We start from the raw sequence: 20,071 nt of genomic DNA on the forward strand, positions 1-20,071 counted from the left end.
GATAGGTTTACTACTGTATTATTACCTGTTCAAGTAAGATGAATTGAGACCAATGGTGTTTTGCTGGTTAGACTGGATACCAATTATGAGGGGAAAGATTTGAATAAAATTTTAGGACTCATTCTGCTGACGGCTGCACTCATTATTGCACTCATTTATAGCCAGAACCGGGACGAACCTTTGAAAGTCTCTGGCTTTATCGAGGCGGATGACATACGACCTGGCTCTCGTGTCGGAGGACGTGTAAAACGTGTGTTGATTGAAGAAGGGCAATCCGTTTCAGAAGGTGACTTACTGATTGAACTAGAGCCATATGATTTGTTAGAACGTCGTGCCGAAGCGGTCGCTAGTTTGGCTGAAGCCAAAGCAAATTATCAAAAATTAGTGGCCGGCTTCCGTGTGGAAGAAGTCGCTCAGGCTCAGGCGCGCGTCGATCAGTTAAAGGCACGTTTGACTTTATTAGTGAATGGACCCAGGCCACAGGAAATTGAATCTGCGATTGCGGAACTGCATTTAGCGGATGCAGAGTACCGACTTGCCAAAGCAAAACATTTGAGGATCGAATCCTTATTTGCCAAAAAATCGGCCTCGACCGATGAAATGGATACCGCGAATACGGAATTGCAAGTCGCCGCTTCCAAAAAAGAAGTAAAGCAGAAAACGGTTGATTTATTGAAAGAAGGGACTCGGAAAGAAGAAATCGACGAAGCAAAAGCCCAGTTGAAACAAGCAGAAGAGGCCTGGCAGTTGTTAAAAAATGGAAGTCGGCATGAAGATATCAAGCGTGCAGAGGCGAGCGTCAAAGCGGCAGAAGCAGGTTTACAGATTATCGATGAGCAGATTCAGGAGTTAAAAATCATTGCCCCCCTTGATGGAACGATTGAAGCAGTGACTTTACAACCGGGAGATCTGGTAAGAGGCAATGTTCCCGTTGTCTCCATCTTGGATTGGAACAACTTATGGGTGCGTTGTTATGTTCCAGAGAATCATTTGGATATACAAGTTGACCAGGAAGTGGATGTCACAATTGACAGTTATCCCAATCAGGTCTTTCAAGGACGAGTGACTTTTGTGTCTCGTCAAGCAGAGTTTGTTCCCCGAAATGTACAGACGCCCGAAGAACGATCAAAACAGGTTTTTCGCATTAAAGTCAGAATCAAAGATCAGGACAAATTGCTCAGACCTGGAATGTCAGCTGATGTCTGGTTAGATCGGAAGGACACCAGACCATGAGTCCTGTGATTCAGATTGATGAGTTAACGCGTGATTTTGGTAGTCTTCGGGCCGTTGATCATGTGAGTTTTGAAGTACAACGTGGATCTATCTTCGGCTTGCTGGGACCGAACGGTAGTGGAAAGTCGACGATTATTCGTATGCTATGTGGAGTTCTGGAACCCACGGAAGGCTCCGCGCATGTGTTAGGCTACAATGTTTCTCGTGATGCTGAATTGATCAAACGGCATATTGGCTACATGTCTCAGAAGTTCAGCCTGTATTCAGATTTAAGTGTGCAGGAAAATATTGAGTTCTACGGACGGATCTATGGTCTCGATTCAGAAAAATTAACACAGCGGTTTCAAGAGATCATCGAGTTGACTTCTTTGGGAGATCGGCTTGATCAACTGGCTGGTAACTTATCGGGAGGCTGGAAACAGCGCTTAGCCTTGGGATGCGCTCTCATCCACGAACCTGAGGTGGTTTTTTTAGACGAACCCACGGCTGGCATTGATCCTGTGGCACGACGGGATTTATGGGACTTACTTTTTGAATTAGCGGGGCAGGGGGTAACACTGTTTGTCACCACACACTATATGGATGAAGCGGAGCGTTGTAGTGATGTGGGATACATATATGATGCACGTCTGATTGTCTGCGGAAAACCAGACGAACTCAAACAGCTACCCAGAGTTACTCCCCTAGGAACAGCGCGGTGGGAAATTGAAACGGCACATCCGGCTACGAAACTGACGACTTTTCGCGAAATGGATGGTGTTCGAGATGCAACGCTGTTCGGTCAAACAATTCATGTGCTGGCTAGTCAACAGTTATCCGAAGCGGATTTTATTTCTTGTATTCCGGATCAACAGGAAGCAGTTCAAGTCAGACCCATTACCCCGTCACTGGAAGATGTATTTGTGACCTTGAGTCGGGCTGAGGAATTGAATAATCGAGTTTCTGAACAGTCAATCGACACTTCAGAGGGGCACAGCCCGTTTTTGTCAGCACCTGAAGCGATGGTCGAAGAATTACCTGTTGAGGATTTGGGAACGAAGACACAATCCTCTCAAAACATAACAGGAATTTTGGCAGGGTTCTGGGCCATTTTGGTGAAAGAATTCACTCATATCCGCCGTGAACCATCGACTCTGTTTTTTGTTTTTGCCGTACCTGTGCTACAAACGATTATTTTTGGTTTTGCCATTGATACACAAATCGAAAATATTCCAACGGTCATCTATGATCTGGACGGTCGGTCCAGTTCGCGCGAACTGAGAGATGCATTTGCCAATACGCGCACATTCCAGATTATCGAGCGCGTCTTTGATCAAGACACATTTCATAACGCGTTTGAATCTGGCAGAGCCAAAGTAGGTGTGATCATACCTCCCGACTATTCAGATCGTCTGCTAAAGGGAGAGCAGGTTTCTATCCAGGTTTTGATTGATGGTAGCGATTCTCAAGTTGCCACAACGGCATTGAATGCATCGAACTTACTGGGAATGAATCTTTCAATAAATATGACGAAACACTTCGCTGACACCCTGCCTGCGGTTCCCTCTCGTGATGCGCGTGGCGAAGCGGCACTTCCGATTGAGATTAGGCCTCGTCTTTTATATAACCCGGATCTTGAGAGTTCACATTTTTTTGTACCGGGATTAGTGGGAATCATCTTACAACTCGTCACACTTTTTTTAACCTCGTTTGCCATTGTCAGAGAACGTGAATTAGGAACTCTGGAGCAGTTGTTTGTCACACCAGTCAGTAAATCCGGTTTATTGTTGGGAAAGCTGGCTCCGTACGCTTTGATCGGGTTTGTGGAAACTCTGGTTGTTTTAACTGTCATGGTTTTCTTTTTCAGAGTGCCGATTCACGGCAGTTTGTGGGAACTGTTGCTGTTGTCTCTTTTATTCCTTGTATGTGGACTCGGATTGGGAATGTTGGTATCGACAATTGCCAGAACACAGTTGCAGGCGATTCAGTTTGCCTTTCTGGTGATGTTACCTTCCGTGCTATTGTCGGGATTTATGTTCCCACGATCACAGATGCCTTTACCCATTTATCTGTTTACATTTTTCATTCCCGTGACCTATTTTCTGGAAATACTCAGAGGAATCGTATTAAGAGGCGCGGATATCGCTGATTTATTGCCTTATGTATTGGGGCTCAGCTTATGTTGCATTGGAATCATCGGCATCAGTTTAAAGAGATTCCAGAAGCAGCTATCATAATAGATCCCTTGAATTGGTCTTCTATGAAATAATCGGTAGGATATAAGCTATTCAGGGCAATTCACTCCCAATATCTCCCCCCATTCAGGAGTCCTTAAGTTATGCGTTTATGTCGATTTCAATCGGAAAATAAAGTCGCACTTGGTTTCTATCAGGATGAGAATATCATTCCTTTAAGTGCTGCTGCGGAAATGGCGGGAGTGATGCTGGATGAGACTGAAGGGCTCATACCATTTCTGCCGGGAGGAGAACAGCGAGACACATTATTTAGGTTGGAAAAAGTTCTGAAACAGGCAATGGATGAGGAGCTGTTTCCGATTTCTATCATGACAGATGATGTGCAGTTACTGGTTCCCATTCCTGCTCCTTCTAAGTTGTTGCTTCTTGCCGGTAATTATTCCAAGCATATCGAAGAAGGGGGAGGCAAAGCAGAAGAAAGACAAAAAACCTTTCCTTATGTGTTTATGAAACCTCCACTAACCACACTGACGCATCCAGGACAGCCTGTCAAAATTCCTGAAGTCTCTCCCGATCATATAGACTGGGAATTGGAGTTGGGAATCGTGATGGGTAAAGCATGCAAAGGTGTTTCTGAAGCAGAGGCGCTTAATTATGTTGCCGGTTATACCATCATCAACGACATTTCTGACCGAAAATTTCGACCGAATCCGAATCGAACCGAACGTGAAAAAGATTCTTTCTTTGACTGGCAACATGGGAAATGGCACGACACATTTTGCCCCATGGGACCTTGCATCACACCGTCAGATGATATTCGAGATCCCCAGACTCTGAAAATGAGTCTTTCTGTGAATGGGAATGTTGAGCAAGATGCCTCAACAGCTGAAATGATTTTCCCGGTCGCAGCAATCATCGAATTCATATCGAGTTTTGTCCATCTTGAGCCGGGAGATATTATTTCTACTGGTACTCCGAGTGGTGTAGGAGCATCCAAAAATAAATTTCTTAAGCCCGGTGATCAGATGGAAGCCAAGATCGAAAAAATCGGTGTGTTAAAGAGTCCAGTTACCTAAACGAAGTTACTGCCTGAAGGAATTATTTGATTGTTTTGATGGATCGTCTTGGTCTCTGATTGAATTAACTGTCTTCTTTTCGACCACAGTTTTTTCACTTTTACAACAGTCGTTTGTAATACGTCTTTGTATGTCGAAAATTAATTTAATCCCAAATCTAATCTGAGTAATGATTTATAGTTATTAAATCAGATCCTTCCTAACTGGCACAGCTCTTGCAACTCTCCTGTTTATAAAATTGTTGAAAGATGATCACCGTTGGTTTTATTCAATGGAAAAACATAGTCAATCAACAAGGTTCTTATCAAGGAGACAAGACCAATGAAACGTGCACTGACCGTCGCCATGCTGGCGTCTAGTGTGTTATTTGTGGGTGCTATTGAATCGAGCGAGGCCAGGCCACCCGTTTGGAAGCAAATTCGAAGGCAGTCCCGTCAGCTCGAACGCAACTTCCGTCAAGCATCTCGTGATGTACAACGCTTTGATCGACAGCTAAATAACAATATTAATCGCTATCAGCGTCGGTATAACAACTACTATTACCGTGGAAGCGGGGCACGTTTTTACTCACCTGGATTTGGTTACTACTATGGATGGTGATCCATGTTTTTAATAGATCCGCCACGATCAGGACTTAACTGATCTTGTCGGGCCGGTTCCTGTTTACAGGTTCAATCTGGCACGTTTTTCAAGTCTCTCATTCATTTGGTTCGGCCCGATCATTTGAATGAGAGGCTTGTTTTTTTATCTCGATCGCTTCGGCAGATCCTGCCTAACTCTCCTCAAAACCTGCCATCATTTTGATACTCAAGGATGCGATATCGAGACGGTTTTTAGGGTTTCAATTTTCGATAGAGGAACAGCATGCATTACTTAAGTGTATATGAATAAATAATTTAAACGGTTATGAAGGCAAATTCGAGTCTTCGGCACGCTGATCGCGATATTTTGAATACAGCAAGCTGAGAGAGAAGGTAAACCTGAGAGTTCTCTACTGCGTTGCTATCGAGTGTCAGGCAATAAAGGGGAGACGTTTCAGAAATTCTGCTGCACTCATTTTTGGTTCTTTTTCCAAGGAGAGAAACGATGCGAAACAAAACAAACACAGTTGGCCAGGTGCAGTCAACTCCTCGAAAATCAAAAGCATTGAAGCTGGCACTTTGCATGGGACTCGTGATGGGGGGCGCGCTGTTGTTGACTCCCGCTCAAGAAGCTCAGGCCGGGGGATGTTACTCAGGCTACGGTTATGGAGGGTATGGTGGTTTTTATAATGCCTATCCTTCTTACCGCTCCAACTACTATTATGGAAGACCTTCATTCGGTTTTAGTATTTATGGTGGCAGAGGCTACTATGGTGGTAGTCGCTACTATAATGGATACCGTGGTGGTAACTGGGGATACCGAGGTTACGGAAACCGTGGCCATTGGAACCATGGACATCGAGGTCATCGTGGCCGTCGCTAAGTCCGTTCGCACTCTGGTGTGATTTCGATTTGATTACGTTAAGGCTCTGTTTCCAGGAACAGAGCCTTTTTATTTTCTATCACTGAAGAGATTATTCAGCGCACTTTGTAATCGAACTCTTGTTTGAGGAATCCTCGAAAGCAGACAAGTGTGGCGGTACAAACGAGGACATATAGTGACCACATTGGCCAGGCAGTTAGCGAATGCATAAACGAAGCAATTGCAGTAAAGAATGCGCTGACAATAATGAATAGCCCACTAACCAGTGCATTCGCACAGCCGCCTGCATCTGGAAATCGACCCAGGCATAAAGAATATCCGTTCGGCCAGATCATGGCCATCAGGAAATAAACGATTCCAGCAGGGACTACTATCGCCATCACGCTAAACACACCCGAGAGATCAAGCACGAGCATGAGTAGACTGACCAGTAATGAAATCCCGGCAGCAGCGGTGATGATTCGGATCACCTTAATGTGCGCACTAATAAAGCGGTTGAAGAAGTTGCCTGCCAGCCATAGGCATCCGAGGATCAACTGCAAATGACCGTAGAAGATAGGATTATGTTTCAGATCGGTTTGGATGTAAAAAGGTCCCATTGCCTCGAAGCCGAACATCACCGAAATTAAACAGGCCATACCCAGTGCGGTCGGAAGGTAGACACGGTCTGTGGCCATTTGCTTATAGAGTTTGAATGCTTCGAAGAACTGAGTATTAGAATTGTTGACCCGTGTCTCAGGTAAGATGAGTAACGAAACCAACACGACGATTGTTCCCCATCCGGACAGAAACCAGAAGGACGCCGTCCAGCCAAACCAGACCTGGAGATAACCACCCAGGGCGGGGGAGAGAATCGGACCTGTCGCCCAGGCGATCGTCATCCAGTTAGCGGCTTTGGTCCGTCCTGTGCCATCGTAACAGTCCGCTACAATGGCACGCGCTGCGACTGCAGAGGTCGCTCCAAAGAGCCCTTGTACTGCTCGTAATACGATCACCGCCCACAGGGGGGGAGACAAGGCGATACCGACAGAGGCAAGCACAAAAACAATTGTGCACAAGAGTGTTGGCATTTTGCGACCGAAAGTATCGGTCAGTGGCCCGGCGATAATCTGGCCGAGTCCATAAAATGCCATGAAGATCAGTAGAGTGCATTGAATTGCGAATCGAGAAGCATCGAAAGCATGCGCCATCGCTGGCAGAGAAGGAACGTAGATATCAGTCGCAGCCCCAGCCAGGGGAACCATGATTAACATCGAGAAGAAGGCGCGTTTACGCTGCCTGTTACTTAAGTGATCGCCATGAGCCAATAAAGGTGCCTCCAATACACAGTGCCTGACGACATTTCAATGCGCAAGTCGTCATGCGATTTTCTACTTGTTTAGAGATTAACTCGACCATCATCAAATGACTCAGGGAGGCACAATACCAATCATGTATTGGTGCCTCCCCAAAATATGAGCATATCCAGTGATGAGTCGCATGACAATGCAGAGAGAGCTATCGCGCCTTTTTAGCTGTAGACAATCGATTCACAGGTTTGATGGGTCCCCTCTGTTTGGGTAAAGATCGAGTTCGTTGTTTTTCAGTAGATCCTGATTTCAGCGGGACGGTTGCTCGGATACCGAATCCCGCATTTGCTGAATTCATATCGGTCCAGAGCGTTCCTTCGCCTGCATACAGGAAGTTGAGTTCCACGTTCTCTGGCAGATTGGTGGCAAAGAACCAGTCGTTGTAGGCTTTGGGTGATCCGAAGGCCTCAACGGCTAATTTAAATCGGTCCGCTTTCGCTTCTTCAACCATTTTTTTACCGTTGTTTGTGGCTTCTCCCAAAATGGTGACAGCCTGTGCTTTCAACTCTTCAGTTTCTTTGTCAATTGCGGCTACCAGTTTCTCTGTTTCAGCCCGAATCTTTGCTGCTTCTCGCTCACCTCCTGCCTTTGCTTCTTCGACTTGTTTTGCCGTGTCAGCGTCTACTGTGTCGGTTGCCAGTTCTACTTTGGTTTCTGCTTCACGCAGTTTGGCTTCTTCTTTCGCGGTAGTCTGTTCTTCTTCACGTGTCAGTGTTAGCTCATCTGCAATAAAAGCCAACTGAATAGGTTCACGTACCTGTTTGGGCACGTAAACATGACGTACCAACCCATACAGTAGCGTAATTGCTTTGTCGTCCAGCACACTATGGAATTGTTCCAGGCACGTTCGCTGGTAAACCTCACGGTCGCTGCCCACCAGTAACTGAACGGCCTTGTATTCCGAACCATTGTTTCGGCAGATCGATTCGATCTGAGGCAACACCACTTTCTTTTCGACCTGATCAACATTACCAAAAGTTCTGACAGCGTGTGGTGCTTGATCAGGCATCAGCCCCCAGATCCCCGTGAAGTCGATGTGCATCGGGAAACCGTCAGCACTTGGAAATGCGATTCCGCTGTTCATATCGGAAATCTGTGGTTCACCATTTTCGTCGACGACGATATTTCCATTCGCGTCATGTTTGACTTCAACCTGAATTGTACTGTGACGATAACCAATTTCCACAATGTCGATTTGTCGTTCACGTCCATTGATCGGGTAATTTCCAGGCGGCAGCACGTTTTTCTGAACGCCCTTTTTCGTACCCGTTGCCGGATTTTCTGACAACTGTGTGACAACGCCTACATAGCCTGTCGGAATTTCGACCCAACCTGCGACTTTATTTGTTTGGCCGGATGTAAAATCGACACGCTTTTTGACTTCAACTGTGTAGCCGTAAGGATTGATTCTGTACCGCCCGGGATGAAGTACCTTGCGGAGCACACCTTTGTGCTTGGTCGTTCCAATATCACCTTCTACGAGGAAGTTGGCCCCCTCTAGGTTTTTTCCGAGTTTGCAAGTCACCTCTCCAATCTCGCCGGGTTTGATGACGATGTCATCCACAATTTTGCGTTCCCACCAGATCGGACAGTAGAAGTGTCGTCCGGGACCTCGTAATTCGGCCTGTACCCCCATCTCACCATCTTGCGCCCACATCCCGGCTTCGGCTTTTTTTCGAGTTCCGAAGATGAGAGGCCCTTTGTAACGAAGCTGAAGGCTTTGTCCTTCTTCTACGTAAATACGATCAACGGTCCAGTGAAATCCGAGTCCGAGTAGCACTAGCAACAGTATTAAAATCGAGGTAATCGTGGTTAATATTTTTTTCATGAGTCTTCTCCTTGTGAGAGTTGTTTTATCTTGGCAACAGACGCGTTTAGTTGTCTGACAATTCCGGGGTGACAGGGCGCGGCGCAACCTGTGTCTCATCCACAAAATTGTCAAACACTCTCATCAATGGAGAGTCTGCTGTGTTCGTCATGATCTTTCGGAAGCCGGGAGCAAGCTTCTGATAAAGAACGTAACGACCAAATCCTGAACCATCACCTCCAAATGCATCCACAGACCGTTTCCAACCCGCTGCGTCTGCAACATTCTCAAACCCGATCACCGCTGCTTCAGCACGTGCTTTGGCAAGAATCGCCAGAGCCTGGTCTTTGGCGGCTTCGAGTTCCTCTTGAGCCACTTCTTTATCTCGCTCTGCTTGTTCCAGAGCCACTCCCTGTTCTTGCTTAGCCAGTGTGATCTTCTTGACGATCTCACGGTCCGCCGTCACAAGATCTTTTTTCTGTTCAATCAAAGCGGTCTCGGTGGCCAGTACAGCTTCTTGCTCTTTCTGTAGTGTTTCCTGTTTATATTGACCTTTCTTTTGAACAGCGATTTCTCGATCACGTAATGGCCCCGCGATGGCTTCGGGAGGTGTGATCGTCGTGATCAAAGCCTGTACAATTTCGATTCCTTGCTCTTTGCAAGTTTCTGTAATCTTTCTCTGAAACTCCTCCTGGAACGCGGCACGGGTTTCTCCGCCAATAAATTCACGAGCACTCGTATTGGAACCTCGCAGACGGCAAAACGCACGCGCATTAGGCATGATGACTTTGTTGATGATTTCCTCTGCGATGGCCGTTGAGCCAACCTGATCGTTGGAAACATCGTTGTAGGTCACATAAGTTTGAGCGGCGGTCTCAGGAATCACCCGAAATTCAATCACACCATCGAGGGTAATCGGGAAGCCATCCTTACTGGGAAACATCATGTCGCCCCCCTCAGACAAGTCAAATCTGAGAGATCGTGTGTCGATCGCGTTGATACGAATCGTATAGGGATTCAGGTAATAGGTACCTTCATCCAATGTCGCTTCTTGTGGTCCGCGATGATTGGCGGCGACGAGTAGTTGATTGGGATCTTCCGGCATGGGGCCCGCAAGATTTGTGACGATGCCTTTATATCCAGCTGGAATTACCTTCGGTTTCCAAAGTTCGATGATCTCGATGTAATCGCTTTTGGTTCGAGGTCTGCCAATCGTTTCTTTTGTGACTCTGTCAATGACGATGGCATTAATTGCATAGCGACCTGGTTTGAGGACTTCTTCAATGATGCCCTTGTGTTTTTCACTTGTTGACATGAAGTCGCCAGGCGGCAGATCTTCGCCGTACATGCGAATGCGAACTCCCATTGAGTCAGCCGGAATTTCGACCATGGGATAAATTTCCCAGTCCCAGTTGTAGCAGTTGTAAAAGTAACGTCCTTCCGGCAACACTTCACGCTGCAAACCTTTGTGAATCGCTTCCTTCAAGTTGGGGTCGGGTGAGATTTCCTGATCATTCGTGAGATCAATTCCGGTCTTTCTCGTTAAAACGGCAAAGTGTTTTGCGGGTACGTCGATTCGAAATTGCGAATACACAACGTAACCACTCACTACCAGAAATAACCCTGCCAGAAAAAGCCCGGTGATTCCAAATTTGATCAAAAGATTTTTGGCCTTTGGATCATACTCTTTCATATCTGGTCCTCTCTTCAAATTAGTGTCGGCTTCTACAATGAATCGTCAGCCATTGCTCTGCTGAGCCGTTGATCGTGAAGCGATCAAAGTTCTCGCCACTGGCGATATGGATGTTCAAAGTTCTCAATGTGTTTAACAACCAGGATGTTTGACCCTCTCAATGAATCGTGCTTTGAGTGAGTAACGACTCCAGGGGTAATTAGTATCATAATCGTATTTAGACTTACTGTACTCATCTATGGCTCTGAGTTGTAAAGTGGTCGATATAAGCGATTTCGCATTGTTTAAGCTAAAAAACGGTGAAATGATTACTCTTGAGAACGTAAACTGGCTCCGTGAGATCAAAAAAGATGACCAAATCTTAAGAGATTTGAGAGGGTTTATTGATGTACCGAGAGTGAGGAAACACGCGATTAATCACACCGCGATCGACGAGCGACCCCATTTTGGCGCGAAAACCGTTTTCTCAATACTGAATGTTTCTGCGCCTGCGGATCTGAGTACGATAAAACCCACTGGTTTCAGCAAGAATTCCACCGGCGACACTAAAACCGATTCCCAATCTTCACTGCTTTTTGTACCCAAACTGACCCTGCCAACGACAAAATCTGATCTCAATCGGTCACGAATGAACCAACTCTCAGACAAAACTGCGCAAATAAGAAACTCGCCCACCTCACCCCGTTTACAATGGTTACCAAAACTCAAACCACAAACCGTCCACCAACCAGAAAACAAACGCAACAACTTGCACATCAAACACCACATTACAGAACCCCCCGCCCTGACAATCAAATAAAATCCATCACGCAACAAGCACGAACACTCGCGCACAGACGATACAACCCCCGCCCGAAAAGATTCTAACCGATATCACCCGACAGCTAGCAGATGAAAATCGGGCAGCGGTGATGTAAGAACAGGGAGCAAAATGGCCAGGATGTCTGACTCGTTAATTTTATCTTGACTATTCTTATTTGGTTAAACAAAATTTCTCTAAGTTCTACCCTTAGTGAGTATTACTGAAACAATTTAGTCTTGTTCAAGTTATGTAGGTGATAGAATAACAAAAACAATGTGCCCGGTTTACGGTGTTGAAATGCATGTCAATACTGGCGACTCTGGGAATTACGAACGTAAGTTTTATTGATAGTGGGGTACGATTGCCGACGTTGTCCCCACTGACGCGAAAGAATCCAATGCACTCTGCCGCTTCCTTCTGGAATGGCCTGTTACTCTTCCTGGCCGCGATCAGTACGGTCGTTTATGGGGTTGGTGTCATGATCGCCTTGTTCTTCGGCATCTTCCGACGACGTGCGGCACTACTCACTTCATACGGTCTTTCCGCGATTGTGTCGGTTCCCTTTGTCCTTTACTGCGTGCTGATATTTAGTTCCGGATCATCACCGGAGTTCGATGAGATGTGGCTGCCCGATCCGATTGACGACTGGCCTATATTTCGGTTGCTCAGGTTGAGCATCGTCGTGATGCTTTTACTTTGTTTTGTCTGGGTCACACCAGCAATCCAATATTATTTGACGGGTAACAAAAATCAGAACGTTCCCAGCGAGTCGGAATCAAATAAAGGTTCCTGACACATTATTGCTATAAGTACGCAGGGCCGGATCAAAGCTGAGCCCGGCCTCGGTGGACCGTCGATTCTGATGACAGTCGATGCAATATTTTTTGATGAAAGGCTTGACCTGTTTGCTGAAAAACTGTTGCGCGTCCTCCTTCTGAGTCGCCAGCGTTTTGTCTGTTTGAGACTCCGCGAAACCGACGCACGGAAAGACCCCAAAGCCCCCCCAAATCAAAACGGCAAAAACACTGCGCACCCAATGTGCCTCTAAAACCGACATGCCAAAACTCCTCAAACAGCTATTGTCTCACGAACATATTATAGGTAGTGCATATGTTTATGTAAATGAGGGGGTGGGGAGGATTCCCAAGGGACAAAAGGAACTGAAACTCTTCTCACTTCAGGAAAAGTTTCTTCTTGCGTACCAATATCTCGAATAAAAGATTCTGCCCTGAATAATTTCAAATGATGTTTTTGAGAAAGCCAATTCTGACTTCGTAATGTTCTTTCTCAGAAATATGAAATGAGGTCTGACTACTACAGACTTGGCAGTCATCATTATACACGATGGGTAAATAATGGAAATGAGTACCATGTGATCCATCTAGTGTATCAAGAACTCCTCCAGTATAATCAGTTAATGATCGTCTAGGCTCTAGACTAGGGGCATGCATATCAAGATCGATACTAATAGGTCCATGTGACCAAGAATGCCCTTGCATGGCATCTATTGCGGCAATCCGAAGTTTTACAAAACGCGTATAAATTTTATGCTTTGGATTTCGGATAGAAAATGATGTATCTTTGAATGGAGGTAAACCATCAATACTAAAATTAATTAAAGTTCCAGGTATAGGTGCTGGTCGCGAAGGGATTTTCCCTGGATCATACGGAAGAAATTGATTCATCTTCGCGTTAGTCCTACTTGTAAATAGTCGGGAATTGAAGTAAAGGGATCGAGTTCATTTGCTTTCTTTTTGAGATTGCATTTATCACACATAAGCTGAAGATTAACAAGATCGTTAATTCCAGACTCCTTCAAGGGAATGATGTGATCTATATGCCTTGGAGCGGTAAATTCTCTCAATAAGTCTCTTTTGCACGAAACGCATAAACCATTATCTCGAGTTACAACTGCTCTTTCTGCCCATTTAGGTATTTTAGTTCTTTTGACCCAAGCCTCAAATGGTTCGTCATCAATCTGGCTGGAAATTCCAATATCTCTTATACGCTTATTGATATGAGTGCATAAAGGCAAGTCATTGAACGTTCGGTTTGAGAAATCATATGCATATGCCTCTCTAACATCAGATGTAATACTGCTCCTCGAACTGTTTAGATCGAAATATTGAGTCAAGAACCAGTTGTAAAATTTGTCAGATTCAAGAATTGTCCAATAGGCATGTTCATCGGATTCATATAGTTTGTCGATACGTGTCAGCTCTTCCGAAATAGCAGTTATCTGCTGTTTTTTTCTTCTCGGATAATGAAATTTGATGAACTCAATATGTTCTTCTAAGAACCACATTTTGTACTCACCCTCTAGTTTTTCTAAGTGTGAGTCATAGTCATGATATTCATCGAAAACAATCTTCCCCAAATGAAACAACACACCGTTTTTCAATATTTTGTGAAACAATTCTTTAGGTTCGCGTCGACCTCGCCACCACTGCTTAAGTTCGTCATATAATTCCATGCCTGTCCAATTGGGATCATGCAGTTTGTTAATGGCAAAAGCATGTATTCTTAATGACGTAGTGGTGTGAACATGCATCAAATTAAGCCCCTTTTATCTAGAATACTTTGCAATCGCTATTTCTTTGATTTTACAAACTACGTCACATAAAATAGGCAAACTAATACAAAAGCCGACTGGATGAATAGAAAAAAGGAGCATGACAATTTTATTTTTTAAAAGAGTACTTCACTTGTCAATACCGCCTACATGACTCGATCATGAACCATATCACTCTATGACATGTCTGAATGAGTGATTTCTATTATCTAGCAAAGGGACATGAGGGAAATCATGACACATTCGTTAACTTGTTATATGTGTGATGCAAAAAGTACATCAAAAGAACATGTACCTCCTAGATGTCTTTTTCCTGAAAGCAAAGATGTTGATGGGCAATTTCGAATAAATTTAATTACGGTGCCTTCATGTAACAAACATAATAGCGGCAAATCTTCAGACGACGAATTTTTGTTAGTAAGCTTAGCTGGCATACTAGGAAACAATTCAATTGGTTACAAACAAAAATTTTCTAAAGTAAATCGTGCGATTTATAGAAGTTCTTTCGAACTTCTCACCAACTCGATGAAAAATCGAAAATTATGTATTTATGAAGTAAGCTCCAATAAGTTTATAGATGTTATTTGGGGAACACCAGATTATGATCGACTTAACAACTGTTTCGACCGAATTGCACGCGGGCTGTTTTACCATGTATTTGATATAAAATTTAGCGGGAAAACAAAAACTATGCTGGGGTACATACAACATAAGGAATCAACCCCAAAAGAATTTCAGCGGTTTATCCGTGACAAGATCCTTCGTGAACTTAAAGGGAAACCCCGTCTTGGAGATAATCCAGAAGTATTTTCATTTCAATTCACGGATCTAGATCAATACGGGCTCTGCTCACTACATTTAGAATTCTATGGTGGTCTTGATTTTTATATCGCACTTATTCCTGAACAAATAAAATTTCCCAATAACATTACAATGGAGATGATTAACTTAGGGATTCAAACACATATCAAGCTTGGCGATGAAATATATCGATTCAATATGCATCGAAATGAATAAGATCAGATTGAAGGGAACTATGACGAGTTTTAGGATGCGAGAATCTTTAATTATTTAAGAGTCTTGCATCCTTAATAACCCCTTAATGAGGGCTTTAGCTAATTATGATTACGGATCTTCCAAGTGCACAAGATTTTTACGAATCGGGAAAAGATCTACTCGGATTAGCGTGGGATTCAGTCTCACAACTCCTTTTGAATCTAGATCAAGCTGGATACTATGGTGTTGATACTGAGGAAGTATCAGATGCCTACTGGGATGCTGCAAGACTGCGTCTAGCGACAGCACTCTCAACTACACAACAAGGGGTAGAATTTTTAATCAAAGGTCGAATTGCTGAAGTCTCGCCGTTCATTTTAATTGTAGACAATCCTTCAAAATGGCCATCACCTTATGCAGGCTCTCCTTTAAAGTTCTCTGAATTCCGAACACTGGATGCTCAGGACCTACCACGAGTTCACGATACAGTGGCACTAAAACCATTACCTGCGGATTTTGTGGAAAAGTTCGTGTGGTTGCGCGAAAGTAGAAACACAATCATGCACTCCGTGGATAACGAACTTACTGTTCCTGTAGTGGGCGTTCTTAAATCCATTTTGTTTGTTCATAACAAACTTTTTCCTGGTGAACATTGGCCGAGTGTTAGATTATGTCAACTCGAAAGAGCTCCAGATATTGAATTGGGTAGCATTGATTATGTTCGTAATCGTGTTTGCTGGGAAATGTCAGTAGTTCTCGATCTTCTCAGGCCAGCTGAAGTGAAACTTTACTTCAATATCGATAAGAAACAAAGGCGTTATACTTGTCCGGTTTGCTACTATGAAGCTAATAGGGGCGTTGGTTTTGAATATCAGCTGGCTGTATTGAGACCCAATAGCCCAAAATCCACCAGTCTCTACTGCCCAATTTGTAATCTTGTACATAAAGTTGTTCGGAAGAAGTGTGATTCAGACTGTCCAGGAAATGTTTTAGATGAAGAGGGGACCTGTTTGACTTGCGCAAGCTAAAATACAGTCAAAGTTACTCCCTTTACTCACAATGATAATAATTTCTATGTCGCATAGATGAAGCTGTTCAAAACCTTAAAAGGACGATTTAGAGGACGCAATAGTAAAAGGCAGGTCTCTTAAGTGATCACGCAGTTTATCAGGTTTGTTTGGAGAGGTGGTTAATACCTGATCGAATTAATTCAGTTACTTTATCTTCGGGTAATATTTTAGTCTCTAGTATTCCTGATTTGTTACCAAGTCTTAGAACAAGATCGTCATCGTCAGTAGGTCCGAGTGTGAAATAATTGTGATCAGCAAGTTCATCGTGACCATCGTCAAGCTCCACGTTTAATTGGATATACATTCCGACGCTGAATTGATAATGACCATTCTGGAATTCGCTTTCGTTGTCCGTAAGGACCCGTATCATTAAGTCTTGCTTCGAATGAGGGTAAGGACACTGCTTAAAAAAAGCAATCGCTTCAGATATTTTGGTTGATGCCATATAAAACTAACTCGTCTAAGGAAAGTAAAAGGGGGCAGGGCCAGTCAGTCCTGCGCATAAAAAGGTGTCAGGAACCTTAATCATTCAACAATACTCATCCGATAACCAAATCCCAAGTATTGGAGACAGACAAAGGTGTCCGGAACTTTAAAACGACGATCATACGCAATTCCGATTACTAAAACAGTCCTGGCCTGCTCTGTAGAAAACCTACCCTTATTTGCTATTTCCGAAATTAATAAGTCATGATACACCACGCTGCATGACACAGACAAGCAAATCTTCACGCATGGTATTGGCGACTGCTTACAAGATTGCAAAGTAATAGCTTCCTGAATACGCACACCGCTTTAGCCCTCGGAAGTTTACACAGCACCAACTATTTGCTTGGAACAGTTCAGTTTAGGGGGTCTGACCCCTTTGTTCTCCCCGAGAACTGTTTGCGTTTTAATATCTGTTCGAGTTGCTCAATGAGTTTCATGATCTTCTTACGCCTTGTTGTGTTTTCTATTTTCAATATCAGCAAGTAATTGATGTAAACAGAAAGTAAGAATAAAGTTACATATTGAAAATCTAATTTTGCTTAGTATCATATTCAGCATGCCGGCATTAGATCCAGCATCTATGTGTGATATGAAGCCGCTGGGGCATCATATCAGAACAAGTCCGTGCAGGTTAATAACAAGTTATCCGACTGAAATCCATCCACTATGACGACGATCCTTCAACTTAACGCGAGTGCCCGTGGTGAACGCTCCCTGTCGCGGAAGCTTTCCTCTCACTTCGTTCGCGAGTGGATAGCGCGTTGCCCGAACGATATTGTCATCGAACGAGACGTTGGGCGAAACGCTCCGTCGCCCGTATCCGAAGAATGGATTGCTAGTGCATTCACACCTCACGACGATAGGACCAAACAGCAGCGGGAGCTGCTAGCCGTTTCGGACAAACTGATTGCCGAGGTCGCCAATGCTGACATCATTTTGATCGGTACGCCGATGTACAACTACGGCATGCCTTCGTCGTTGAAAGCATGGTTCGACCAAGTCATACGAATCAACAAGACATTTTCGTTCGATCTAGAACGCGGGGACAATCCGCTTGAACCGATTTTCTCCGGCAAGACGCTCGTCATCCTTACTTCGACTGGTGAATTTGGATTCGCGACCGGGGGTGTACGCGCTCACATGAATCACTTGGTGCCCCATATCAAAACTTGCTCCTTCTATCTCGGCGTCAACGGGGACGATTCCATTCATCACGTCGGCATTGAGTATCAGGAATTTGGTGATGAACGCCACCGTAAATCAATCGACGACGCCCATGACGGTGTTGCTGCACTCGTCGAGTTACTTGTCAGCAACGGGTGACACTCTGAGGAGTCCCCAAACCGGAGGATAACAATGGCATGCACACGGAGCGGGGCTTGCACGCGTTTTGAAATTGACAACTTCATTCTCCCCGCCCGGTGATGCCGGACGTTATCCAATAAACTCATTCGTTTCTTCAGACGTCCTGTAATTCGACCCTTAAACTGCATGGGATTCCGCTCCAAATTTCGGTGTCCGAATCGCTCCATGAACAGTTTAGGGGGTCTGACCACTTTGTTCTCTACAGGAGGTCTGACTTGTAAATTTATCTTGACTATTCTTATTTGGTTAAACAAAATTTCTCTAAGTTCTACCCTTAGTGAGTATTACTGAAACAATTTAGTCTTGTTCAAGTTATGTAGGTGGTAGAATAACAAAAACAATGTGCCCGGTTTGTAGTGTTGAAATGCATGTCAATACTGGCGACACCATGAGTTACGAACGTAAGTTTCCCGAATTATTAGTAGTGGTGGGGCATGATTGCCGGATTTGTTCCCACTGACGCGGAAGAATCCAATGCACCCTGACGCTTCCTTCTGGAATGGCCTGTTACTCTTCCTGGCCGCGATCAGTACGGTCGTTTACGGAGTTGGTGTCATGCTCGCCTTGTTCTTCGGCATCTTCCGACGACGTGCGGCACTACTCACTTCATACGGTCTTTCCGCGATCGTGTCGGTGCCCTTTGTCCTTTACTGCGTACTGATATTTAGTTCCGGATCATCACCGGAGTTCGACGAGATGTGGCTGCCCGATCCGATTGACGACTGGCCTGTATTTCGGTTGCTCAGGTTGAGTATCGTCGTGATGCTCTTGCTATGTTTTGCTTGGGTTACACCGGCAATTCAATATTATTTGACGGGTAACAAAAATCAGAACGTTCCCAGCGAGTCGGAATCAAATAAAGGTTCCTGACACCTATACGGCTTCCTAATCCGTATTGCTGCTGTTATCGTCGAGTCCGTAACCCCTTTGGGTAATCTCCTTTATCTCTTCGTTGGTGAGATACGGTGGTCCGTAACCCCATTGTGAGATAATTTGCATTACATCTGCTTCAGAAAGAGATATCGCTGAGGCTGTACGATTCTTCAAATGTTCTTTGATGGTGTCGTTAGTTTTACGGATATATACAATCCTACTTTTGTTACTTTTTTGAAAACCGCTCATGTCATTGAGATCGTTTGCACCGGTTAGCCTAAAAGAGGATTTGGCCGAATAATCTTTGCTTCCTATAGATAATATTGAGTAGTAACAATCTGAATGCGGATATTGAGGAAGCCATTTAGTTAAATATGAACAATATTTTTTATTTTTCATGGTGTTGTTTACATATGATAAAGATTGACCAGAAAGCGCTCCAGTTACATAGTTTCGATTTTCATTGAGTAAAAACGTTCCGTTATCCCAGACTGCAAAGGTAATTTCGGGCCGAAACATATCGTCAGGATATGGTGCGCAACGAGTTTGAAAAACTGCTATCACTGGCTTATTGAAAAAATAAGCTGGAATATCAGACGCATCTGATAATTGTGGTAATTCCTCTGTCGGCCTGGAAGCACTAGTCGAAATCCCACGGTGACAACTAGAAAAACAAGCACAAAAGAATAATAATGAGATAGGTATTGCAATGTAACGAACATACATTCCGCACCTCTTCAGTGCCGCACTTCTTATTAAGTTATTAAGTGAATTATTATATTATATTTACTATTACGTGGACAACATGAAATTACTGAAGCACCAGACAAGCAAATAGTTGGTGCTGCGTAAACTTCCGAGGGCTAAAGCGGTGTGTGTATTCAGGAAGCGATTGCTTGGCAATCTCATAAGCAGTCACCAATACCATCCGTGGAGATTTACATGTCTGTGTCATGCAGCATGGTGTATCATGACTCGTTAGTTACAGATATAGCAATCGGAAGTAGGTTTTCTACAGAGCATTCCTGACACCTTTTTGCTCTAAGTGATTTTTTGCAAGGTTTTAACGCAATGTACTCAAAATCGATAGCTAGGTTATTAATTGCAG

19 protein-coding genes are annotated in these 20,071 nt (G+C 44.2%); 11 read left to right on the forward strand and 8 right to left on the reverse strand.

What is annotated here, in order from left to right:
• Nucleotides 1-99 precede the first annotated feature (99 nt).
• The 5 genes from V144x_RS03875 (at nucleotide 100) to V144x_RS03895 (ending at nucleotide 5,947) form a co-directional block, all read left to right on the forward strand.
• A complete protein-coding gene (locus V144x_RS03875; RefSeq protein ID WP_144981655.1) occupies nucleotides 100-1,233 on the forward strand; it encodes an HlyD family secretion protein in 1,134 nt (377 codons plus the stop codon).
• Entirely contained in the window at nucleotides 1,230-3,449 is a 2,220-nt protein-coding gene (locus V144x_RS03880; protein WP_144981658.1) for an ABC transporter permease, read from the forward strand. Before V144x_RS03875 ends, V144x_RS03880 begins: the two co-directional genes overlap by 4 nt.
• A 101-nt stretch (nucleotides 3,450-3,550) precedes the next feature.
• Nucleotides 3,551-4,483, forward strand: coding sequence for a fumarylacetoacetate hydrolase family protein (locus V144x_RS03885; protein ID WP_144981661.1), 933 nt, complete (start codon nucleotides 3,551-3,553; stop codon nucleotides 4,481-4,483).
• Between the two features lie 321 nt (nucleotides 4,484-4,804).
• Nucleotides 4,805-5,083, forward strand: a complete 279-nt coding sequence (locus tag V144x_RS03890; protein WP_144981664.1) for a hypothetical protein — start codon at nucleotides 4,805-4,807, stop codon at nucleotides 5,081-5,083.
• A 486-nt stretch (nucleotides 5,084-5,569) separates the two neighbouring features.
• Nucleotides 5,570-5,947 carry a hypothetical protein gene (locus V144x_RS03895; RefSeq protein ID WP_144981666.1) on the forward strand — a complete coding sequence of 126 codons (378 nt, stop codon included), beginning with the start codon at nucleotides 5,570-5,572 and terminating at the stop codon, nucleotides 5,945-5,947.
• A gap of 95 nt (nucleotides 5,948-6,042) precedes the next feature.
• On the opposite strand, the gene V144x_RS03900 is transcribed toward V144x_RS03895, so the two are convergent.
• From V144x_RS03900 to V144x_RS03910, 3 genes are all read right to left on the reverse strand, one after another.
• A complete protein-coding gene (locus V144x_RS03900; RefSeq protein ID WP_232102706.1) occupies nucleotides 6,043-7,254 on the reverse strand; it encodes a multidrug effflux MFS transporter in 1,212 nt (403 codons plus the stop codon).
• Between the two features lie 190 nt (nucleotides 7,255-7,444).
• Entirely contained in the window at nucleotides 7,445-9,124 is a 1,680-nt protein-coding gene (locus tag V144x_RS03905; protein WP_144981674.1) for an SPFH domain-containing protein, read from the reverse strand.
• Nucleotides 9,125-9,170: 46 nt separating this feature from the next.
• Nucleotides 9,171-10,796 carry an SPFH domain-containing protein gene (locus tag V144x_RS03910; protein ID WP_144981679.1) on the reverse strand — a complete coding sequence of 542 codons (1,626 nt, stop codon included), beginning with the start codon at nucleotides 10,794-10,796 and terminating at the stop codon, nucleotides 9,171-9,173.
• A 304-nt stretch (nucleotides 10,797-11,100) separates the two neighbouring features.
• Here V144x_RS03910 and V144x_RS03915 point away from each other — a divergent pair, with 304 nt between their 5' ends.
• Together V144x_RS03915 and V144x_RS03920 are read left to right on the forward strand one after the other, a co-directional pair.
• Complete coding sequence (locus tag V144x_RS03915) at nucleotides 11,101-11,595, forward strand: hypothetical protein (protein ID WP_144981682.1); 495 nt, start codon at nucleotides 11,101-11,103, stop codon at nucleotides 11,593-11,595.
• A 304-nt stretch (nucleotides 11,596-11,899) separates the two neighbouring features.
• Complete coding sequence (locus tag V144x_RS03920) at nucleotides 11,900-12,391, forward strand: hypothetical protein (protein WP_144981685.1); 492 nt, start codon at nucleotides 11,900-11,902, stop codon at nucleotides 12,389-12,391.
• On the opposite strand, the gene V144x_RS03925 is transcribed toward V144x_RS03920, so the two are convergent.
• From V144x_RS03925 to V144x_RS03935, 3 genes are all read right to left on the reverse strand, one after another.
• Entirely contained in the window at nucleotides 12,374-12,655 is a 282-nt protein-coding gene (locus tag V144x_RS03925; RefSeq protein WP_144981689.1) for a hypothetical protein, read from the reverse strand. The two genes, V144x_RS03920 and V144x_RS03925, sit on opposite strands and share 18 nt — an antisense overlap.
• A 181-nt stretch (nucleotides 12,656-12,836) precedes the next feature.
• Nucleotides 12,837-13,283, reverse strand: a complete 447-nt coding sequence (locus tag V144x_RS03930; RefSeq protein WP_144981691.1) for a RusA family crossover junction endodeoxyribonuclease — start codon at nucleotides 13,281-13,283, stop codon at nucleotides 12,837-12,839.
• Complete coding sequence (locus V144x_RS03935; RefSeq protein WP_144981697.1) at nucleotides 13,280-14,149, reverse strand: HNH endonuclease; 870 nt, start codon at nucleotides 14,147-14,149, stop codon at nucleotides 13,280-13,282. Before V144x_RS03935 ends, V144x_RS03930 begins: the two co-directional genes overlap by 4 nt.
• A gap of 255 nt (nucleotides 14,150-14,404) precedes the next feature.
• On the opposite strand from V144x_RS03935, the gene V144x_RS03940 reads away from it, so the two are divergent.
• Together V144x_RS03940 and V144x_RS03945 are read left to right on the forward strand one after the other, a co-directional pair.
• Nucleotides 14,405-15,187: a hypothetical protein gene (locus V144x_RS03940; RefSeq protein ID WP_144981700.1), complete on the forward strand. Its 783-nt coding sequence runs from the start codon at nucleotides 14,405-14,407 to the stop codon at nucleotides 15,185-15,187.
• Nucleotides 15,188-15,291: 104 nt separating this feature from the next.
• Nucleotides 15,292-16,194: a hypothetical protein gene (locus V144x_RS03945; RefSeq protein ID WP_144981703.1), complete on the forward strand. Its 903-nt coding sequence runs from the start codon at nucleotides 15,292-15,294 to the stop codon at nucleotides 16,192-16,194.
• A gap of 139 nt (nucleotides 16,195-16,333) precedes the next feature.
• On the opposite strand, the gene V144x_RS03950 is transcribed toward V144x_RS03945, so the two are convergent.
• Nucleotides 16,334-16,681 (reverse strand): hypothetical protein, encoded by a 348-nt coding sequence (locus V144x_RS03950; RefSeq protein WP_144981706.1) that lies wholly within the window; start codon nucleotides 16,679-16,681, stop codon nucleotides 16,334-16,336.
• A gap of 710 nt (nucleotides 16,682-17,391) precedes the next feature.
• On the opposite strand from V144x_RS03950, the gene V144x_RS03955 reads away from it, so the two are divergent.
• Together V144x_RS03955 and V144x_RS03960 are read left to right on the forward strand one after the other, a co-directional pair.
• Nucleotides 17,392-18,048, forward strand: a complete 657-nt coding sequence (locus V144x_RS03955) for an FMN-dependent NADH-azoreductase (protein WP_144981709.1) — start codon at nucleotides 17,392-17,394, stop codon at nucleotides 18,046-18,048.
• A 516-nt stretch (nucleotides 18,049-18,564) separates the two neighbouring features.
• Nucleotides 18,565-18,960, forward strand: coding sequence for a hypothetical protein (locus V144x_RS03960; protein WP_144981711.1), 396 nt, complete (start codon nucleotides 18,565-18,567; stop codon nucleotides 18,958-18,960).
• Nucleotides 18,961-18,975: 15 nt separating this feature from the next.
• Here V144x_RS03960 and V144x_RS03965 read toward each other — a convergent pair whose 3' ends face one another.
• A complete protein-coding gene (locus V144x_RS03965; RefSeq protein ID WP_144981714.1) occupies nucleotides 18,976-19,689 on the reverse strand; it encodes a hypothetical protein in 714 nt (237 codons plus the stop codon).
• Nucleotides 19,690-20,071: the final 382 nt, after the last annotated feature.

The organism is Gimesia aquarii (assembly GCF_007748195.1).
GTDB lineage: Bacteria > Planctomycetota > Planctomycetia > Planctomycetales > Planctomycetaceae > Gimesia > Gimesia aquarii.

What these genes read in the sequence shown, in the direction of transcription:
- V144x_RS03880 (WP_144981658.1), top strand. Translation starts at nt 1,230, where the DNA reads ATGAGTCCTGTGATTCAGATTGATGAGTTAACGCGTGATTTTGGTAGT.
- V144x_RS03885 (WP_144981661.1), top strand. Translation starts at nt 3,551, where the DNA reads ATGCGTTTATGTCGATTTCAATCGGAAAATAAAGTCGCACTTGGTTTC.
- V144x_RS03890 (WP_144981664.1), top strand. Translation starts at nt 4,805, where the DNA reads ATGAAACGTGCACTGACCGTCGCCATGCTGGCGTCTAGTGTGTTATTT.
- V144x_RS03895 (WP_144981666.1), top strand. Translation starts at nt 5,570, where the DNA reads ATGCGAAACAAAACAAACACAGTTGGCCAGGTGCAGTCAACTCCTCGA.
- V144x_RS03905 (WP_144981674.1), bottom strand. Translation starts at nt 9,124, where the DNA reads ATGAAAAAAATATTAACCACGATTACCTCGATTTTAATACTGTTGCTA.
- V144x_RS03910 (WP_144981679.1), bottom strand. Translation starts at nt 10,796, where the DNA reads ATGAAAGAGTATGATCCAAAGGCCAAAAATCTTTTGATCAAATTTGGA.
- V144x_RS03915 (WP_144981682.1), top strand. Translation starts at nt 11,101, where the DNA reads ATGATTACTCTTGAGAACGTAAACTGGCTCCGTGAGATCAAAAAAGAT.
- V144x_RS03920 (WP_144981685.1), top strand. Translation starts at nt 11,900, where the DNA reads ATGTCAATACTGGCGACTCTGGGAATTACGAACGTAAGTTTTATTGAT.
- V144x_RS03925 (WP_144981689.1), bottom strand. Translation starts at nt 12,655, where the DNA reads ATGTCGGTTTTAGAGGCACATTGGGTGCGCAGTGTTTTTGCCGTTTTG.
- V144x_RS03930 (WP_144981691.1), bottom strand. Translation starts at nt 13,283, where the DNA reads ATGAATCAATTTCTTCCGTATGATCCAGGGAAAATCCCTTCGCGACCA.
- V144x_RS03935 (WP_144981697.1), bottom strand. Translation starts at nt 14,149, where the DNA reads ATGCATGTTCACACCACTACGTCATTAAGAATACATGCTTTTGCCATT.
- V144x_RS03940 (WP_144981700.1), top strand. Translation starts at nt 14,405, where the DNA reads ATGACACATTCGTTAACTTGTTATATGTGTGATGCAAAAAGTACATCA.
- V144x_RS03945 (WP_144981703.1), top strand. Translation starts at nt 15,292, where the DNA reads ATGATTACGGATCTTCCAAGTGCACAAGATTTTTACGAATCGGGAAAA.
- V144x_RS03950 (WP_144981706.1), bottom strand. Translation starts at nt 16,681, where the DNA reads ATGGCATCAACCAAAATATCTGAAGCGATTGCTTTTTTTAAGCAGTGT.
- V144x_RS03955 (WP_144981709.1), top strand. Translation starts at nt 17,392, where the DNA reads ATGACGACGATCCTTCAACTTAACGCGAGTGCCCGTGGTGAACGCTCC.
- V144x_RS03960 (WP_144981711.1), top strand. Translation starts at nt 18,565, where the DNA reads ATGCACCCTGACGCTTCCTTCTGGAATGGCCTGTTACTCTTCCTGGCC.
- V144x_RS03965 (WP_144981714.1), bottom strand. Translation starts at nt 19,689, where the DNA reads ATGTATGTTCGTTACATTGCAATACCTATCTCATTATTATTCTTTTGT.